Genomic DNA, 17,539 nt, shown 5'->3' with positions numbered 1-17,539 from the left:
AATTCGCTTATAGAGTTTTGGGGAGATAAAGACGCTGACTGAATGGGGTCCGAGCAAACGTGACGGTTGAGCTGGCGCACCCGTCGACCGAGCCGCTGGGGTCGCGGTCCCCGGCCGAACCCGCCCATCCCCGTTGGTGGTTCATCTCCACGACCCCGGGCCGCATCCTGACCATCGGGATCGTGTTGGCCTGTCTCGGCGTCGGCAGCGCGTTCGCCACCTCGACGACCATCAACCACCGGCAGCAAGTGCTGAGCACGGTGCTCAACCACACCGAGCCGCTGTCGTTCGCCGCCGGACGGCTCTACACCACGCTGTCGGTGGCCGACGCCGCGGCGGCCACCGCCTTCATCGCGCAAGCCGAACCGCGCGGGGTCCGGCTGCGCTACGAGCAGGCCATCACCGACGCCGCCGTCGCCGTGACCCGGGCGTCGAGCGGGTTGACCGACCAACCGCTGGTCGAGCTGCTCGGCCGGATCAACGCCGAGCTGGCGGTCTACACCGGGCTGATTGAGGTCGCGCGGACCAACAACCGGGAAGGCAACCCGGTCGGGTCGTCGTACCTGTCGGAGGCGTCGGGTCTGATGCAATCGACGATCCTGCCCGACGCGCAACTGCTCTACAAGGCGACCTCGGAGCGGGTGGACACGGAAACCACCGCGTCCACGCAGATCCCGGCCCCGGTGATCCTGGTCGTCTCGGCCACCGTGGTTTTCGGCGCGTTCTCCCACCGCTGGCTGGCCCGGCGCACCCGGCGCCGGATCAATCCCGGGCTGGTCGTGGGCGCGCTCGGTATCCTGGTCATGATGGTGTGGGTCGGGACGGCGCTGGCCATTTCCACGACCGCGAGCCGCAGCGCCAAGGACACCGCGGCCGACTCCCTCAAGATCGTCACCAACGTCGAGATCACCGCCCAGCAGGCGCGAGCCGACGAGACGCTGTCGTTGATCCGGCGCGGCGACGAGGAGATTCGCAAGCAGTCCTTCTATCAGCGCATCGACGCGATGCACGAACAGATCGACCGGTACATGGCCCGCCCCGATGCCGTCGACAAGGGCGAGCTGCAGGGCGCCGACCAGCTGCTGGTCCGGTGGCGCCAGGCCAACGACCGGATCAACTCCTACATCTCGGTCGGCAATTACCGCGCCGCCACCGAGGTCGCGCTGGGCAGCGCCGAGAACGACTCCACCCCCGCCTTCGACAAGCTGGACGAGTCGCTGGTCAAGGTCATGGACCAAAGCCGCAACCACCTGCGCAACGACGTCCTCAACGCGCGCAGCGGGCTGTCCGGCGCCCAGCTCGGCGGTGTGGTCCTCAGCCTGGGCGCCGCCGTCGCGGTGGCGCTGGGTCTGTGGCCGCGGCTGAAGGAGTATCGATGATGCGGCGGCGGCAGGTGCTCGTCACGCTCGCAGTGCTTTCTGTGGCGATCGTGTTGGCCGGCTGCAGCCACACCGAACAGCTCAAGGCGGCGGCGGTCCCGACCCTGCCGCAGCCCACCCCCGTCGGCATGAACCAACTGCCACCGGAACCCCCGCTGTCCATGGAGGACGGCAGCGGCGACTGCAACCTGACCGCCAGCCTGCGGCCGTTCGCGACCAAGGCCGAGGCCGACGCCGCGGTGGCCGACATCCGCGCCCGCGGCAGGCTCATCGTCGGCCTCGACATCGGCAGCAACCTGTTCAGCTTTCGCGACCCGATCACCGGCGAGATCACCGGATTCGACGTCGACATCGCCGGTGAGATCGCGCGTGACATCTTCGGCAGCCCAACGCATGTCGAGTACCGCATCCTGTCGGCCGAAGAACGCGTGACCGCTTTGCAGCGCTCTGAGGTCGACGTCGTCGTCAAGACCATGACCATCACCTGCGAGCGGCGCAAGCTGGTGAATTTCTCCACCGTGTACCTCGATGCCAACCAGCGCATCCTGGCCCCGCGCGACTCCGCGATCGTGAAGGTGGCCGACCTGTCCGGCAAGCGGGTCTGTGTGGCGCGGGGAACCACGTCGCTGCACCGGATCCGGCAGATCTCACCGCCGCCGGTCATCGTGTCGGTGGTGAATTGGGCCGACTGCCTGGTGGCCATGCAGCAACGGGAGATCGACGCCGTCAGCACCGACGACTCGATACTGGCCGGCCTGGTCGAAGAAGACCCCTACTTGCACATCGTCGGCCCCAACATGGCCACCCAGCCCTACGGCGTCGGGATCAACCTCAACAACCCCGGGCTGGTCCGGTTCGTCAACGGCACGCTGGAGCGCATCCGGCGGGACGGTACGTGGAACACGTTGTACCGCAAGTGGTTAACGGTGCTCGGGCCGGCGCCGGCGCCCCCCACTCCGAGGTACTTGGACTGATGGCCGAACACCTCGAACCCGACTCCGAAGCCTCCGAAGGCTTCGAAGCCCTCGATGACTCCGACGACTCGGTAGATCTGGGCCCGGCCACCCAGCGCGGCGACCCGCCGTCGGGCGCGACGGGCGTGCGCCTGCAGTCCACGCAGGCGGTCTTCCGCCCCGATTTCGACGACGACGACGATGACTTTCCGCACATCTCCATCCCCGGCGCGGACAGCGAGCCGCAAGACCGCATGCCGGCGGCCACCCGGGTGCTCCCGCCGGTCCGGCAGCTCGGCGGCGGCCTCGTGGAGATCCCCCGGGTGCCGGACACCGATCCGCTCGAAGCGCTGATGACCAATCCGGTGGTGCCGGAGTCCAAGCGCTTCTGCTGGAACTGCGGACGGCCGGTGGGCCGCTCCGACGAGGACGGCAAGGGCCAGTCGGAAGGCTGGTGCCCCTACTGCGGCAGCCCGTACACGTTCCTGCCCCAGCTGCGGCCCGGTGACACCGTCGCCGGCCAGTACGAGGTGAAGGGATGCATCGCGCACGGCGGGCTGGGCTGGGTGTATCTGGCGGTCGACCACAACGTCAACGACCGCCCGGTGGTCCTCAAGGGCTTGGTGCACTCCGGCGACGCCGAGGCGCAGGCGATCGCGATGGCCGAACGGCAGTTCCTCGCCGAGGTGGTGCACCCGCAGATCGTGCAGATCTTCAACTTCGTCGAACACACCGACCGGCACGGGGACCCGGTCGGCTACATCGTGATGGAGTACATCGGCGGACGCTCGCTGAAGCGAAGCTCCAAGAAGGGCAAGAAGGCCGAGAAGCTGCCCGTCGCCGAGGCGATCGCCTACCTGCTGGAAATCCTGCCCGCGCTGAGCTATCTGCATTCCATCGGCCTGGTCTACAACGACCTGAAGCCGGAGAACATCATGCTCACTGAGGAGCAGCTCAAGCTGATCGATTTGGGCGCGGTGTCGCGGATCAACTCCTTCGGCTACCTCTACGGCACACCCGGCTACCAGGCGCCGGAGATCGTGCGGACCGGCCCGACCGTCGCGACCGATATCTACACCGTGGGGCGCACGCTGGCCGCGTTGACGCTGAATCTGCGCACCCGCAACGGGCGCTACGTGGACGGGCTGCCCGAAGACGATCCGGTGCTGGCCAAGTACGACTCGTTCGGCCGGCTGCTGCGGCGCGCGATCGACCCCGACCCGCGGCGCCGCTTCACCTCCGCCGAGGAGATGTCCGCGCAGCTGATGGGCGTGCTGCGCGAAGTCGTGGCCCAGGACACCGGGGTGCCGCGGCCCGGGCTGTCGACGCTGTTCAGTCCCAGCCGATCGACGTTCGGGGTGGATCTGCTGGTCGCGCACACCGACGTGTACCTGGACGGCCAGGTGCACTCGGAGAAGCTCACCGCCCGCGAGATCGTCACGGCGCTGTCGGTGCCGCTGGTCGATCAGACCGATGTCGCCGCGCCCGTGCTGCAGGCGACGGTGCTATCGCAACCCGTGCAGACGTTGGACTCGCTGCGTGCGGCCCGCCACGGCACGCTGGACGCCGAGGGCGTCGACGTGTCCGAGTCGGCCGAGCTGCCGCTGATGGAAGTCCGTGCGCTGCTGGACCTCGGCGATGTGGCCAAGGCCAGCCGCAAACTCGAGGACCTGGCCGAGCGGGTCGGCTGGCGATGGCGGCTGGTCTGGTACAAGGCCGTCGCCGAGCTGCTCACCGGCGACTACGACTCCGCCATCAAGCATTTCACCGAGGTGCTGGACACCTTCCCCGGCGAGCTGGCACCGAAATTGGCGCTGGCCGCGACCGCCGAACTGGCCGGCGAAAGCGACGAGCAGAAGTTCTATCAGACGGTGTGGCGAACCAACGACGGCGTGATCTCGGCGGCCTTCGGGCTGGCCAGAGCGCAGTCGGCGCAAGGTGATCGAACCGGCGCGGTGCGGACTTTGGACGAAGTCCCTGCCACCTCAAGGCATTTCACTACCGCGCGGCTGACCAGTGCGGTGACGCTGCTGTCCGGTCGCTCGGCGAGCGAAATCACCGAGGAGCAGATCCGCGACGCCGCCCGGCGTGTGGAGGCGCTGCCCCCGACCGAGCCACGCGTGCTGCAGATCCGCGCCCTGGTGCTGGGCAGCGCGATGGACTGGCTGGAGGACAACCACGAAGCCAGCACCAACCACATCCTCGGCTTCCCGTTCACCAAGCACGGACTGCGGCTGGGTGTCGAGGCGTCGCTGCGCACGCTGGCACGGGTGGCGCCCACCCAGCGGCATCGCTACACGCTGGTCGACATGGCCAACCGGGTGCGGCCCACGAGTACGTTCTAGATTTTGGGTTTGGCTGGCGTCCGGATCTCGCCATACGTTCACACTCAACGCCCTTCAGCGCATTGAGTGTGAAGCCATGGCGGCGGTTGGGGCTTGAATGCCGCCATACGTTCACACTCAACGCCTCAGCCCATTCAGTGTGAAGCCACGGCGGCGGTTGAGGCGTCAGACTCAAGTGGTCGCTGCAACACCTGATGAGTTCGGAGGTGTTGCTCGATGGGGTTTCGGGTGCAGGGTTCGCGTGTCGTGGCGGAGTCGGTGCGGGAGCGGTTCTGGGAGGCGGTGAATTCGGGGCTATCGCCAACGGCGGCCGCGACGGTGGCCGGGGTGCACGGCGGTACGGGTCGGTCCTGGGCCAGGGCGGCGGGTTATCAAACCAATCCCAAGCACTACGGCCTGCGTTATTCGCAGGCCGCTCGGGAGCGGTTTTGGGAGGCGATGCGTGCGGGGGCCACGGTGGCGGAGGCCGCGGTGATCGCCGGCGTGTCAGATGCCGCCGCGCTGAGGTGGGTCCAACACGCTGGGTATGTGCCCAGAACCGCCGTGCCTGTTGATATCGAGCCCGATCCGTCACCGCCGAAGGGGCCGTTGTCATTTATCGAGCGCTGCCGATTGGAACAGCTGTTGGAGACAGCGCACTCACCGGGGCAGGCCGCCGGGTTGTTGGGGCGCCACAGGGACACGATTGACCGCGAAATCACCCGTGGGCAGACCGGGTCGGGTTATCGGGCACGGGTGGGTCAAGACATCGCTGAGGCCAACCGCAAGCGCCCCAAACCGCGCCACCTGCAGGCCAGGCCTGCATTGTTGGCTGAGGTGGTGGCACGCTTGGAAAAGCGGCATAGTCCCGAGCAAATCGCGGGCCGGCTGCGGGAGGACTTTCCCGACGATCCGGAGATGTGGGTGTCACACGAGACGATCTACCAAGCCATCTACGTTCAGCCCCGCGGAGAATTGGCCCGGCTGGTCAAGACCGCGCTGCGCACCGGCCGTACTCAGCGAAAAGCGCAGGGCCGCAAGGAAACAGGCCGCGGCAAGCTCAAAGAAATGATCAACATCAGTGAGCGTCCCGCCGAGGCGGAGGACCGCGCGATCCCAGGGCACTGGGAGGGCGATCTCATCCTGGGCTCTACCGCCTCGGGCTCAGCGATTGGCACCCTGGTGGAACGCACCACCGGTTTCGTGATGCTGCTGCACCTGCCCGGCGACCACACCGCGGCCACCCTGGCCGAGGCAATGTCGGCCAAGGTTCCCGAGATCCCCGAGGTCCTGCGCCGCTCGCTGACCTGGGACCAAGGCAGCGAGATGGCGCTGCACACCAAGATCACCGAAGCCACCGGCCTGCCGATCTACTTCTGCGACCCGCACAGTCCATGGCAGCGCGGCACCAACGAGAACACCAACGGACTATTGCGCCAGTATTTCCCCAAAGGCACCGACCTGTCGTTCTACGGCCCCGGCTGGCTCGACCAGGTCGCCGCCGAACTCAACGCCCGACCCAGAAAACGCCACAACTGGCGCACCCCCGCCGAAGAACTCCACCGACTACTCTCAAACCCGTCCACATTCGTTGCAGCCACCGCTTGAATGCAAGGGCCCGAATCCCGCCATACGTTCACACTCAACGCCTCAGCGCATTCAGTGTGAAGCCACGGCGGCGATTGGGGCCCGAACCCCGCCATACGTTCACACTCAACGCCCTCAGCGCACACTGATTGCCTTCGAGCTGCCGGCCCAACCTCGGGCAGTCAGCGCCTCATGGACTCGGCGCACGATATCGGCTCGACGATGTTCGGCGACGACCCGGACGACAAGCCAGCCCAGCTGCTCGAGCAGCTCCAGGCGTCGAATGTCTTTGACGTACCGCCAGCGGTCTCGCTGGTGCTCACCACCGTCGTATTCGACGGCGACAAGGTATTCCGACCAGCCGATGTCGATGTAAGCCACGGCAAAACCGTCCGGATCCAGCACCGGGATCTGGGTCTGCGGCCGTGGAAATCCGGCGTCGACGAGGAGCAGTCGAAGGTAACTCTCCCTCGGCGACTGGGCGCCCGCGTCAACGAGTTCGAGTGCGGCTTCCAATTGCCGCAGCCCGGGGGAATGGGGGTGACGCTGCGCGACACGCAGCACGTCGTCGACCTTGAAACCCGTCGCGGCGGCGAGCGCATCCAACTGCGCGACAGCCGAGTGCAGTGTGCCGCGCCGCCCGATGTCGAAGGCGGTGCGCTCCGGGGTGGTGACCACGCGACCGTCTAGTTCCTGCGTTTCGTCGGCGAGGAGCCTGAACCGCCGCGTCAGCACGCCCCGCGGAGGTCGGGAATTGGCACATATCAGCTCAACTGGGACATCCTCGGGAATCCACTTGGCGCCGTGCAGCGCTGCGGCGGTGGCACCCGCGAATATCCCGATGCCTTTCGACCACAGGCCCGCGGCGTTGATGCGCTGCTCCAGCGAGGGCTGCACCTGCCGCGATAGGTAGACGTTGGGCAGAATCGCAAGGTATTGCGTCCGCAGTTGGTGCCGGCTCATCGCGCCACTGTCCAGTGCGTGGCTGCCGAGGAATGGTTGACGTGGATCACGCATGCCGCGAAGGGTCGCATGCCAACCGCCGTCGGCGGTTTCCGTTCTCCACAGGCCAGCTTTGCCGTGTCCGGTTAGGATGCCTCCAGGATCCGAACGCAGTCGCGGGCGATGGCCAACTCTTCGTTGGTGGGAATCACCAGAATCGTGATCGGCGAATCGTCGGCAGAGATGCGACGCTGGCCGCTCGCGTTGCGGTCTTCGTCGATCACCAGGCCGAGCTCGTCCATCCCCGTGATCGCATCCCTGCGCACGGCGGCGTCGTTCTCGCCGATCCCGGCGGTGAAGGTCAACACATCGGTGTGCCCCAGCACGGCCAGGTAGGCGCCGATGTACTTGCGCAACCGGTGAATGAACACGTCGTACGCCAATTCCGCTGCGCCGTCACCGGATTCGATCATGCCGCGCAGGCGACGGAAATCCCGCTCGCCGGCCAGCCCCCATACACCCGATCGATTGTTGAGCATGGATTCGATGTCGTCCACCGGCATCTTGGCGCTGCGCCAGAGGTAGCTGATGACGCCGGGGTCGATGTCTCCGCTGCGCGTGCCCATCACCAGCCCCTCCAGCGGGGTCAATCCCATCGACGTGTCGACCGGCCGCCCGCCGGCGATCGCCGACGCCGAAGCGCCGTTACCCAGATGCAGCACAATCTGATTCAAGGCCTCGGTAGGCCTGCCCAGGAATTCGGCGGCCTGCTCGCTCACGTATCGGTGCGACGTGCCATGAAAGCCGTACCGGCGTATCCGCCAGCGCTCGGCCAACTCCCGATTCATCGCGTAGGTCGCGGCCGCGGCCGGCAGATTGTGGAAGAAGGCGGTGTCGAACACCGCGATGTGCGGGACGCCCGGAAGCAGCGATCGCGCCACCTTGATTCCCCGCAGCGCAGGCGGATTGTGCAGCGGGGCCAGCTCTGAGAGCTTCTCCAGGTCGACGATGGTGGCGTCGTCGAGCAGCGTCGGGCGATAAAAGTCGTTCCCGCCGTGCACGACTCGATGCCCGACGGCCAGCAGGCCGCACGCCTGCAGATCGACGCCGGCCTCCGCCATTTGTTCGAAGGCCAGCCGCAACGCCTCTTCATGGTCGCCCGCTCGTGACGACGGCTCGCCGATCTGTTGGATGCCGCCACCGGCTCGGGTTCGGCCGGACGAGGGTTCGACCAGTTGGTATTTCAACGACGACGAGCCGGAGTTGATCACCAGCACAACCTGGTCAGCGGTCATGGATACCCTGCGCCTGGATGGCGGTGATCGCGACGGTGTTGACGATGTCTTCGACCAGCGCGCCTCGGGACAGGTCGTTGACCGGCTTACGCAAGCCCTGCAGCACTGGCCCGATCGCGATCGCTCCCGCGCTGCGCTGCACCGCCTTGTAGGTGTTGTTGCCGGTGTTGAGGTCGGGGAAGATCAGCACCGTCGCCCGGCCGGCGACCGGCGAATCGGCCATCTTGGTGGCCGCCACCGACGGGTCCACCGCGGCGTCGTACTGGATGGGGCCCTCGACCGGCAGCTGCGGGTCGCGGGAACGCACCAAATCCGTTGCCGCTCTGACCTTCTCGACGTCGGCTCCGGTTCCGGATGCCCCGGTGGAGTACGACAGCATGGCCACCCGCGGCTCGATGCCGAACCGTGCCGCGGTGTGCGCCGAGCAGATCGCGATGTCGGCGAGCTGTTCCGGCGTCGGATTCGGCACGATCGCGCAGTCGCCGTAGGCCAGCACGCGATCGGGCAGACACATCAGGAAGACGCTGGACACCGTGGACACGCCGGGAATGGTCCGGATGATTTCGAACGCCGGCCGGACCGTGTGCGCGGTGGTGTGCACGGCGCCCGACACCATGCCGTCGACCATGCCGTTGTGCACCATCATGGTGCCGAAATACGTGGTGTCATACATGATCTCATGAGCCTGCTCGACGGTGACCCCCTTCGCCTTGCGCAGCTCCGCGTACTGCTCGGCGAAGTCGTTCCGCAAATCCGTGGCGCGCGGGTCGATGACCGTCGCCCCACCCAGGTCGACTCCGAGTTCGGCTGAGCGCAGCCGGATTTGGGCCTCGTCACCCAGGATGGTCAGGTCGGCGACACCGTGCTGAAGCAGGCGGCCCGCGGACTTGAGGATGCGGTCGTCCTCCCCTTCGGGAAGGACGAGGTGCTTGCGATCCGACCGGGCCTGCTGCTGCAGCCGGTGCGTAAACATCTGCGGTGTGGTGACGGTCGGGATCGGAATGGCAAGCTGCGCCAACAGATCCGCCGTGTCGACGTAGCGGTCCATCAGCTCCAGCGCCGTGTCGATCTTGCGCTGCGCCGTCGCCGTGAGCCGGCCGCGGGCCGCGGCGGCCGCGCTGGCCGTGTCGTAGGTGCCCAGCGTCGTGGTGATGATGGGCAGCCGCAGCCGCAGGCCGGCGACCAGGGCCGCGATCGACGGATGCAGCTGGAATCCGCCATTGAGGACGATGCACGACAGGGCCGGAAATCCCTGCGCCGCATGGGCGCTGGCAACGGCGAGCACAACGTCGGAGCGGTCGCCAGGGGTGATGACCGCCATGCCGTCGCGCAACCGTTCCAGGACGTGGTCGGCTGTCATCCCGGCCACCAGCACGTCGATGACCTCGCGTTCGCACAGCTCGGCGTCCCCGCTGATCGGCGTCCCGCTGACCGCCTTGGCGAGTTCGGTCACCGTCGGCGCCGACAGCAGCCGCTCTTCGGGCAGCACGTAGCTGCGGGCGGCGAACAGGTGCACTGCCTCGGAGACCGCGGCGAGTTGAGTTGGGGCGCAACGGTTGGCGATCACCGCCGTGGTGTGAGCGTGCTGGGCCGACAGTTCCGCCAGGCACACCTCGACCACACTGGCGACCTCGTCGGCGCTGCGGTTCTTGGCGCTCACCGCCAGCACCACCGGCGCACCGAGGTTGACCGCGATCCGGGCATTGACCGACAGCTCGGCGGGCGTGATCCCCATTCCCAGGTCGGTGTAGTCGCTACCGACGATCACCACCGCGTCGCACGACCGCGCCATGTCGTCATAGGCGGCGACGATGTCGGCGATCGCGGCGTCAGTGTCGGCGTGCAGCTGCTGATACGTCACACCGGTGCACTGCTCGTAGGACAGCCCGGCGGTCGCATGTTCTAACAGGAGTTCCAGAATGTAGTCGCGGTCTTCGCCGCGGCGGGTAAGTGGCCGGAACACACCGACTTTGGCCACGCTGGCGGCCAATCGATGCAGCAGCCCGAGCGCGATCGTCGCCTTGCCGGACGCCGGCTCGGGCGCCGCGATGTAGATCGCCGGTTTGGTTTGAAAGGTCACAGCCGCCGCAGCCGGGGCGCCAAGTCCTTCTCGAAGAGCTCCAGGAATCGGCGCTGATCGTGACCGGGCGCGTGGAACACCAGATGGTTAAGGCCCCACTTCACGTATTGACCGACCTTTTCGACGGCCTCGTCGGGGTCGGATGCCACGATCCAGCGCTTGGCGATCTGCTCGATCGGCAGTGCGTCGGCGGCCTTTTCCATTTCGATGGGGTCGTCAATGCTGTGCTTCTGCTCGGCGGTCAGCGACAGCGGCGCCCAGAACCGGGTGTTCTCCCGCGCCAGATCCGGGTCGGTGTCGTAAGAGATCTTGATCTCGATCATCTTGTCGATGTCGTCGGGGTTGCGGTCGGCGGCCGCGGCGCCCTCGAGCACGGCGGGCATCAATTTATCCGTGTAGAGCTCCTCGCCCTTGCCGGAGGTGCAGATGAAGCCGTCGCCGGCGCGACCCGCGTACTTGGCGACCACCGCACCGCCGGCGGCGATGTAGACGGGCACGCCGCCCTCGGGCACGTCGTAGATCGAGGCGCCCTTGGTGTGGTAGTACTCGCCCGGAAAGTCGACCCGGTCACCGCGCCACAGTTCCCGCATCAGCCGCACCGATTCGCGCAGCCGGGCGAACCGCTCCTTGAACTCCGGCCACTCGCCCTCATACCCGGTGGCGATCTCGTTCAGCGCCTCGCCGGTGCCCACCCCGAGGAAGATGCGGTTCGGGTACAGGCAGGCCATGGTGGCGAACGCTTGCGCGATGACGGCGGGGTTGTACCGGAACGTCGGAGTGAGCACCGAGGTGCCCAGCACGATCCGTTGCGTGCGTTCACCGACGGCGGTCATCCAGGCCAGCGAGAAGGGAGCGTGCCCGCCCTTGTGCCGCCATGGCTGGAAATGGTCGCTGACGGAGGCGCTGTCCATGCCGTGCGCCTCGGCGGCGACCGCTAGTTCGACGAGCTCGCGCGGTGCGAATTGTTCTGCGGATGCTTTGTATCCAAGCTTTAGTTCGGCCACGCGTTATTTCTACTCCTCGCGGCGATCCCTAAACTCTCCGGCATGGCAGACCCCTCGAAGTCACTGACCCTCTTTCAGGTCACCGAAAACGTGCACTTCGCGCGGGGCAGCGCGGTCAACTGGGTGCTGGTCACCGACGACACCGGCGTGATGCTGATCGACGCCGGCTATCCCGGCGACCGCCAGGACGTGCTGGAATCGCTGCGCCAGGTCGGCTACGGCGCCGGCGACGTGCACGCCATCCTGCTGACCCACGCCCACGTCGACCACCTGGGTTCGGCGATCTGGTTCGCCAACGAGCACGGCACCCCGGTGTACTGCCATGCCGAGGAGGTGGGTCACGCCAAGCGGGAATACCTCGAGCAGGCCTCGGTTGTCGATGTCGCGCTGCGCCTCTGGCGGCCGCGCTGGGCGGTGTGGGGCCTGCATCTGGTTCGCAACGGCGGCCTGGTCCGCGAGGGCATTCCGACGGCCCAGCCGCTGACCGCCGAACGGTCCGCCGAGCTGCCGGGTTACCCGATGCCGATTTTCACCCCCGGGCACACCAGCGGACATTGCTCGTATCTGGTCGACGGCGTCCTGGTCAGCGGTGACGCGCTGATCACCGGACATCCGCTGCTGCGGCATCGTGGACCGCAGTTGCTGCCCGAGGTGTTCAGCCACAGCCAGCAGAGCTGTCTGCGCAGCCTCGACGCGCTGGCCATGCTGGAAACCGAAATCCTGCTGCCGGGCCACGGCGACGTGTGGCGCGGCCCGATCCGCGAGGCGACCGACGCGGCAGCGGCGTTAGCCCGCTAGTTAGCCCGCTAGCCCCAGATTCTCGCGCAGCGTCGCACCCGCATACTCGGTGCGAAACGCGCCGCGTTCCTGCAACAGCGGCACCACGGTATCGACGAACTCGTCCAGGCCGTGCGGTGTCAGGTGCGGCACCAAGATGAACCCGTCGCACGCGTCGGCCTGGATGTAGCGGTCGATCTCGTCGGCGATCTGCGCCGCGGTGCCGACGAATTGCTGTCGGCTGGTGACCGCGATGATCAGTTCGCGGATGGATAGCCGCTCGGCCTCGGCGCGTTCTCGCCAGCGTTTGGCGACCGCGACGGGATCGCCGTGCCGCACCCGCCCCTGGGTGATGGTGCTGTCGGCGAGCGGGTCGACGTCGGGCAGGGGGCCATCCGGGTCGTGGTCCGACAGGTCGCGTCCCCACACCTGTTCCAGCATCGCGATCGCCGTCGGGCCGCTGACTTGCTGATGGCGGATGTGGCGCGCCTTGTCCTGCGCCTCGGCGGCGGTGTCGCCGAGGACGAACGTCGCGGCCGGAAAGACCTTGACCTGGTTGGGATCTCGACCGAACGCCTTGGCCCGGCCCTTGACGTCGGCGTAGTAGCGTTGGCCGTCTTCGAGCGACGAGTGCAGGGTGAACAGGGCGTCGGCGTGCCGGGCGCCGAAATTGCGGCCCTCGGGAGAGTCACCGGCCTGCAACAGAATCGGGTGCCCCTGCGGCCCCGCGGGCAACGTGGCGAAACCCCGCACGTCGAACTGGTCGCCGGAAAACTCCACGCTGTGGATGCGCTCCGGGTCGACGTATGTTCCGCCTTCGACATCGGCGAGCACCGCGCCGGCTTCCCAGCTGTCCCAAAACTTTTCGGCGACGGCGAGGAATTCCTCGGCGCGCGAATACCGGTCGGCATGATCGAGAAACCCGCCGCGCCGAAAGTTGGCCCCGGTGAACGCGTCCGACGAGGTCACGATGTTCCATCCGGCCCGGCCGTCGGATAGGTGGTCGAGCGTGGCGAATTGCCTTGCCACCTCGAAGGGTTCGTTGAAGGTGGTGTTGATGGTGCCGGTCAGTCCGATCCGCTCGGTGACGCCCGCCAGCGCGGCCAGCACGGTGAAGGTGTCCGGCCGGCCCACCACATCGAGGTCGTAGATCCGGCCGCGGTGTTCCCGCAACCGCAGGCCTTCGGCCAGGAAGAAGAAGTCGAAGAGCCCGCGCTCGGCCGTGCGGGCCAGGTGCCCGAAGGAGTCGAACTGAATCTGGCTGCCGGCGCTGGGATCGGTCCACACCGTGGTGTTGTTGACGCCCGGGAAGTGCGCGGCCAGATGAATGGGCTTGCGGGTCAAGGGGTTATCCCCCACTTTTCGGCGATCAGCTGATGGGAACGCAGCCGGTCCTCGTGGCGGTGAGTCACCGAGGTGACGACGAGTTCGTCGGCGCGGGTCAGCCGCTGCAACGCGGACAGCAGCTCGGCGACCTCGTCGGGGTCACCGACGAATTGCGTTTCCAGCCTGTCCTTTACCACGGGCAGCTGTTCCTCGGTGAGCGGTGGACAATCGTCGGGATCCGGATAGGGCATGGCGCCGACGCCGGTCCGGATGGAATACACCCACTGCCCGTAACCGGTGGCCAAATGCTTTGCCGTGGCGCTGTCGTCGGCGACGACGATGTCGGCGGAGACGACGACATAGGGTTCCTTAAGCGTGGCCGACGGGACGAATGTCTCGCGGTAGGCGTCGATGGCCTCCAGTGCGGTCGCCGGGGTGATGTGATAGCTCGCGACGAACGGTAGCCCGTGCGCACCGGCCAGCCGCGCGCTTTGCCCCTTGGTGCTGCCGAAGATCCACGGCGTCAGTCCGGATCGCTCGCCAGGCACCGCGTGCACATCAAAGCCGTTGACCTCGTAGGTACCGTCCAACATCGCGAGGATGTCGGCGAGTTGCTCGCCGAACTCGGGCACCACCGCCCCGGGCTGCTGCAGAATGCCCATGGTTGCTTGAACGCGGTCCTTGTCGAGCAGGCCGCGCAGATCGAACGGCAACGGGATCACCACACCGTCGACCTCGCGCCATTGCCGCGGCGTGCGGGGCCTGGTTTGCTTCGGTTTGAAGCCGGTGTCGCTGCGCTGCCCGCGGCCGATGCCGAAGTCGATGCGGCCGGGGTGGAAGGCCTCGAGCATGCCGAAACTCTCGACCACCGCCGGAACCGTGGTGTAGCCCAGCTGTACGGCGGCCGAGCCCACCCGAATAGTGTTGGTAGCGGCCGCGATTTGGCCGATCAGCACCGCAGGCGCCGAGCTGGCAACACCGACGAAGTGGTGCTCGGCGATCCAGAACCGCTTGAAGCCCCAGCGCTCGGCGTGCTGCGCCAGGTCGATGGTGTTGCGCAAGGCCGTCGCGGCGTCGCTGCCGGCGCTGATCGGCGCCAGGTCCAAAATCGAGAGCGGTATCACGGGCTCACCGCCGTGTAGCGATTCACTGCCACCGGCAGTCCGAGCCGCGCACGCAAGGTCTCGCCATCGCGATACTCGGTGCGGAATCGTCCGGCCCGCTGCAGGATTGGCACCACCTCGTCGACGATCACCGGAAGGTCGGTGGCGTTGATCGCCGGCCGCAGCCGCGCGCCGTCGATGCCCAGCCGCTGCCACTCCAGCAGCATGTCCACCAATTGTGTTGCGCTGGTGGAGATGACGAGGCAGTCGGAGCGGAAGTCGGCATCCCCGCCGAACGACACCACCACGTCGGCGAACACCTTCAGCCCGCGCACCTGCGCCAGGATCTCCCGCAGCGATGCCTCGTCGGTGGGCGTGACGAATACGACATCGGCTGTGGCCGCGGCGAATTCGTAGACCGGGCCGGCGTGTGCGAGCGCGGCCACCACCGGCTGGCCCTGTGGCGGTCGTGGCGTGATCGATGGCCCCTTGACCGAGAAGTACTTTCCGGTGAAGTCGATGTAGTGCAGTTTGTCGATGTCGATGTAGCGCCCGGTGCTCACGTCGCGGATCACCGCGTCGTCCTCCCAGCTGTCCCACAGTCGTCGTACCACGTCGACGTATTCGACGGCTTCGTCGAAGAGGGGAATCTGGGATCCGTCCCGTCGACCGAACAGCGCCGCCTCGTGCGTCGTCACGCTGACCCGCGGCTGCCAGCCCGCGCGGCCGTGCGAGACATAGTCAAGGGTGGCAACGGCTTTGGAGATGTGAAACGGCTCGGTGTGGGTCACGGTGGCCACCGGAACCAAACCGATGTGCCGGGTCGCGGGCGCCACCCGCGCCGCGACGAGCACCGCGTCGCCGCGACCTGCCAGCCGGCGCGGATCGATCCGCTCGCGGCGTCCGGGTTGCGGCATCAGGGTGTCGTCGATGGTGAGGAAGTCGAGCAGCCCACGCTCGGCGGTGCGGGCCAGCTCGGCCCAGTAGCGACCGCCGAGCACCGACGGGCCGCCGGGGCCGACCGTGCGCCACGCCTGGGGATGCCAGCCGTACCCGTCCAGCGCGACGGCCAGATGCAACGGAGCCGTCATGCCAACCACTTTTCGAACGCGATCGGGAGAACCAGGCCCGAGGTGGGCAGCGGCTCGGGCAGCCGGGTGTACCCGGTCGCCTGATAGAGCTCTTCGGCCTCGGGCTGGCGATGGCCGGTCACCAGATACACCTTCTGATAGCCGCCGGCCGCGATCCGGGCCTCCAGCTCGGCCAGCAACGCCATGGCGAAGCCGCGGCGGCGATGGGCACGATCGGTCCAGACCCGCTTCACTTCGGCCGTCTCTGCGTCGCGTCGCACGAATCCGCCGCCCGTAACCGGCCGCCCGTCCAACAGCCCGATCAACATGCCGCCGTCGGGTGGTGTGAATTCGTCAACAGGGCCCTTCTTCAACCAGGCCAGTATGGTCGGCGGCGTGCTGCCGTAGCGCTCGGCGTACTCGACGGCCAGCTCGTCCAGCAGTGGCTGCGCCAGCGCATCGTCCAGCGTGGCGGGCACAAACTGCAGTTGAGGGGCGGTCATCACCTAACTTTCTAACGTGCGTCGGCCGAAAGCATTCCAATTGAATTCCCGGCGGAATTAAACGCGGGTCGCGGTGACGTAACGCGTGGCCGCATCATCGGGGTCGCCGCGCCACCGTCTGCCCGGTCCGGTGGCGGCGAGCAGGTCGACGACGTCCCTATCGACGGTTTCCCAGCCGTTGGCCGCCAGATATTCGGGAACGCTGCGGTATTCGCCGGGGTAGGTCGGGCCGGTCAGGTGATCGGCGGCGAATCGGCTGCCGGCCGGGCTCAGCGCGGTGACATCGTCCAGCAACCGGTTCTGCACGGCCGGCGGCAGGTGCCCCACCAGCACTTGCTCGGCGATCCACACCGTGGGCTGCGCGTCGTCGAAACCGACCCGCCGCAGCGCCGCACGCCAGTCCTGACGAAGATCGATGCCGATCGCGCACCGATTTGCCGACAGCGTCGCGCCCAGACCACGCAGCACCTCGGCCTTGAAATCGAGGACTTCCGGCCGATCGAGCTCGTACACCGTCGTCCCGGGCGGCCACCACAGCCGATACGGGCGGGTATCCAAGCCGGACCCCAGGAGCACCGCCTGGCGGATGCCGGCCCGCCCGGCGTCGGCGAGGAACTGGTCCAAGAACCGGGTGTGGGTCACCAGGACGTCCATCAGCGCGGTAGCCGCGGGATCGTCCGTGACATCCCCGTACCGCTGGTTATCGACGAGTTGGGTGAAGTACTCCACTCCCGCGGCACGCACCAAGGGCTCGGCGAACGGATCGTCGATCAGCCCGGTGTTGGTGGCCACCGCCCTGGCCGCCGCACCGAACGTCATCCCCCGCCGCCGACGCGCCGCAGGGCCAGCCCCACGCTCGCTCGCCAGCCGAGCAGCAGCACCGCGGTGACCGACGATGCCACCACCACGAAACTCGCCGCCACACCCGCCGAGCTGGCCTTGCGCAGCAGCATGCCGACCACCACGGTGCAGATCCAGACGACCACCCCGGTGGGGACCACCGCCGTGGGCCGTCGCCAACCGCGCGACGCCAGCCAGCCGAGGACGGTCCCGGTGAGAAACGGCCATGCCGTGGACGCGACGCCGGTGACGGTGATGCCCTCGGCGTGGCTGCGCCCGCCGACGGCACAAAACACCAGCACGCCGATCACGTCTGCGGCCAGCCATGCTGGTGAGCGCCTATGCATTTCCGTGAG

At 67.4% G+C, this 17,539-nt stretch carries 15 protein-coding genes; 5 read left to right on the top strand and 10 right to left on the bottom strand.

Translation table 11 applies throughout. The features are described 5' to 3' along the window. Positions 1 to 59: 59 nt before the first annotated feature. From glnX to G6N66_RS01320, 4 genes are all read left to right on the top strand, one after another. Complete coding sequence (gene glnX, locus G6N66_RS01335; protein ID WP_085231929.1) at positions 60 to 1,379, top strand: protein kinase G-activating protein GlnX; 1,320 nt, start codon at positions 60 to 62, stop codon at positions 1,377 to 1,379. Then, the gene (locus G6N66_RS01330) at positions 1,376 to 2,353 is read left to right on the top strand and encodes a glutamate ABC transporter substrate-binding protein (RefSeq protein WP_085231928.1); all 978 of its coding nucleotides are present in this window, start codon (positions 1,376 to 1,378) and stop codon (positions 2,351 to 2,353) included. The genes glnX and G6N66_RS01330 overlap by 4 nt, the downstream gene beginning before the upstream one ends. Then, positions 2,353 to 4,677 carry a serine/threonine-protein kinase PknG gene (locus G6N66_RS01325; RefSeq protein ID WP_085231927.1) on the top strand — a complete coding sequence of 775 codons (2,325 nt, stop codon included), beginning with the start codon at positions 2,353 to 2,355 and terminating at the stop codon, positions 4,675 to 4,677. The genes G6N66_RS01330 and G6N66_RS01325 overlap by 1 nt, the downstream gene beginning before the upstream one ends. 438 nt (positions 4,678 to 5,115) lie before the next feature. Next, positions 5,116 to 6,264, top strand: coding sequence for an IS30 family transposase (locus tag G6N66_RS01320; RefSeq protein ID WP_085236268.1), 1,149 nt, complete (start codon positions 5,116 to 5,118; stop codon positions 6,262 to 6,264). Between the two features lie 114 nt (positions 6,265 to 6,378). On the opposite strand, the gene G6N66_RS01315 is transcribed toward G6N66_RS01320, so the two are convergent. The 4 genes from G6N66_RS01315 to fgd all read right to left on the bottom strand — a co-directional run bounded on the left by G6N66_RS01315 (position 6,379) and on the right by fgd (position 11,564). Then, a complete protein-coding gene (locus G6N66_RS01315; RefSeq protein ID WP_085235163.1) occupies positions 6,379 to 7,260 on the bottom strand; it encodes a hypothetical protein in 882 nt (293 codons plus the stop codon). Between the two features lie 71 nt (positions 7,261 to 7,331). Beyond that, complete coding sequence (locus G6N66_RS01310; protein WP_085235164.1) at positions 7,332 to 8,480, bottom strand: acetate kinase; 1,149 nt, start codon at positions 8,478 to 8,480, stop codon at positions 7,332 to 7,334. Continuing rightward, the gene (pta, locus tag G6N66_RS01305; protein ID WP_085235165.1) at positions 8,470 to 10,560 is read right to left on the bottom strand and encodes a phosphate acetyltransferase; all 2,091 of its coding nucleotides are present in this window, start codon (positions 10,558 to 10,560) and stop codon (positions 8,470 to 8,472) included. The genes G6N66_RS01310 and pta overlap by 11 nt, the downstream gene beginning before the upstream one ends. After that, positions 10,557 to 11,564, bottom strand: a complete 1,008-nt coding sequence (gene fgd / locus G6N66_RS01300) for a glucose-6-phosphate dehydrogenase (coenzyme-F420) (RefSeq protein ID WP_085235166.1) — start codon at positions 11,562 to 11,564, stop codon at positions 10,557 to 10,559. The genes pta and fgd overlap by 4 nt, the downstream gene beginning before the upstream one ends. Before the next feature lie 42 nt (positions 11,565 to 11,606). Here fgd and G6N66_RS01295 point away from each other — a divergent pair, with 42 nt between their 5' ends. Next, entirely contained in the window at positions 11,607 to 12,362 is a 756-nt protein-coding gene (locus G6N66_RS01295; protein WP_085235167.1) for an MBL fold metallo-hydrolase, read from the top strand. Here the strand turns inward: G6N66_RS01295 and G6N66_RS01290 are convergent, their stop codons facing one another. Genes G6N66_RS01290 through G6N66_RS01265 form a run of 6 tightly spaced genes read right to left on the bottom strand, consistent with a single transcriptional unit; the run spans position 12,363 to position 17,530 of the window. Next, entirely contained in the window at positions 12,363 to 13,685 is a 1,323-nt protein-coding gene (locus G6N66_RS01290; RefSeq protein ID WP_085235168.1) for an NtaA/DmoA family FMN-dependent monooxygenase, read from the bottom strand. Further along, positions 13,682 to 14,791: an LLM class flavin-dependent oxidoreductase gene (locus G6N66_RS01285; RefSeq protein WP_085235169.1), complete on the bottom strand. Its 1,110-nt coding sequence runs from the start codon at positions 14,789 to 14,791 to the stop codon at positions 13,682 to 13,684. The genes G6N66_RS01290 and G6N66_RS01285 overlap by 4 nt, the downstream gene beginning before the upstream one ends. After that, positions 14,788 to 15,861 carry an LLM class flavin-dependent oxidoreductase gene (locus tag G6N66_RS01280; RefSeq protein ID WP_085235170.1) on the bottom strand — a complete coding sequence of 358 codons (1,074 nt, stop codon included), beginning with the start codon at positions 15,859 to 15,861 and terminating at the stop codon, positions 14,788 to 14,790. The genes G6N66_RS01285 and G6N66_RS01280 overlap by 4 nt, the downstream gene beginning before the upstream one ends. Continuing rightward, positions 15,858 to 16,343 carry a GNAT family N-acetyltransferase gene (locus G6N66_RS01275; protein ID WP_085235171.1) on the bottom strand — a complete coding sequence of 162 codons (486 nt, stop codon included), beginning with the start codon at positions 16,341 to 16,343 and terminating at the stop codon, positions 15,858 to 15,860. The genes G6N66_RS01280 and G6N66_RS01275 overlap by 4 nt, the downstream gene beginning before the upstream one ends. A 57-nt stretch (positions 16,344 to 16,400) precedes the next feature. Next, complete coding sequence (locus tag G6N66_RS01270; RefSeq protein ID WP_085235172.1) at positions 16,401 to 17,162, bottom strand: class I SAM-dependent methyltransferase; 762 nt, start codon at positions 17,160 to 17,162, stop codon at positions 16,401 to 16,403. After that, on the bottom strand, positions 17,159 to 17,530 hold the full coding sequence (locus tag G6N66_RS01265; protein WP_085235173.1) for a DUF3054 domain-containing protein: 372 nt from the start codon (positions 17,528 to 17,530) through the stop codon (positions 17,159 to 17,161). Before G6N66_RS01265 ends, G6N66_RS01270 begins: the two co-directional genes overlap by 4 nt. Positions 17,531 to 17,539: the final 9 nt, after the last annotated feature.

This window comes from Mycobacterium conspicuum (assembly GCF_010730195.1).
Lineage (GTDB): Bacteria > Actinomycetota > Actinomycetes > Mycobacteriales > Mycobacteriaceae > Mycobacterium > Mycobacterium conspicuum.
This window is presented reverse-complemented; position numbering and strand designations above follow the sequence as displayed.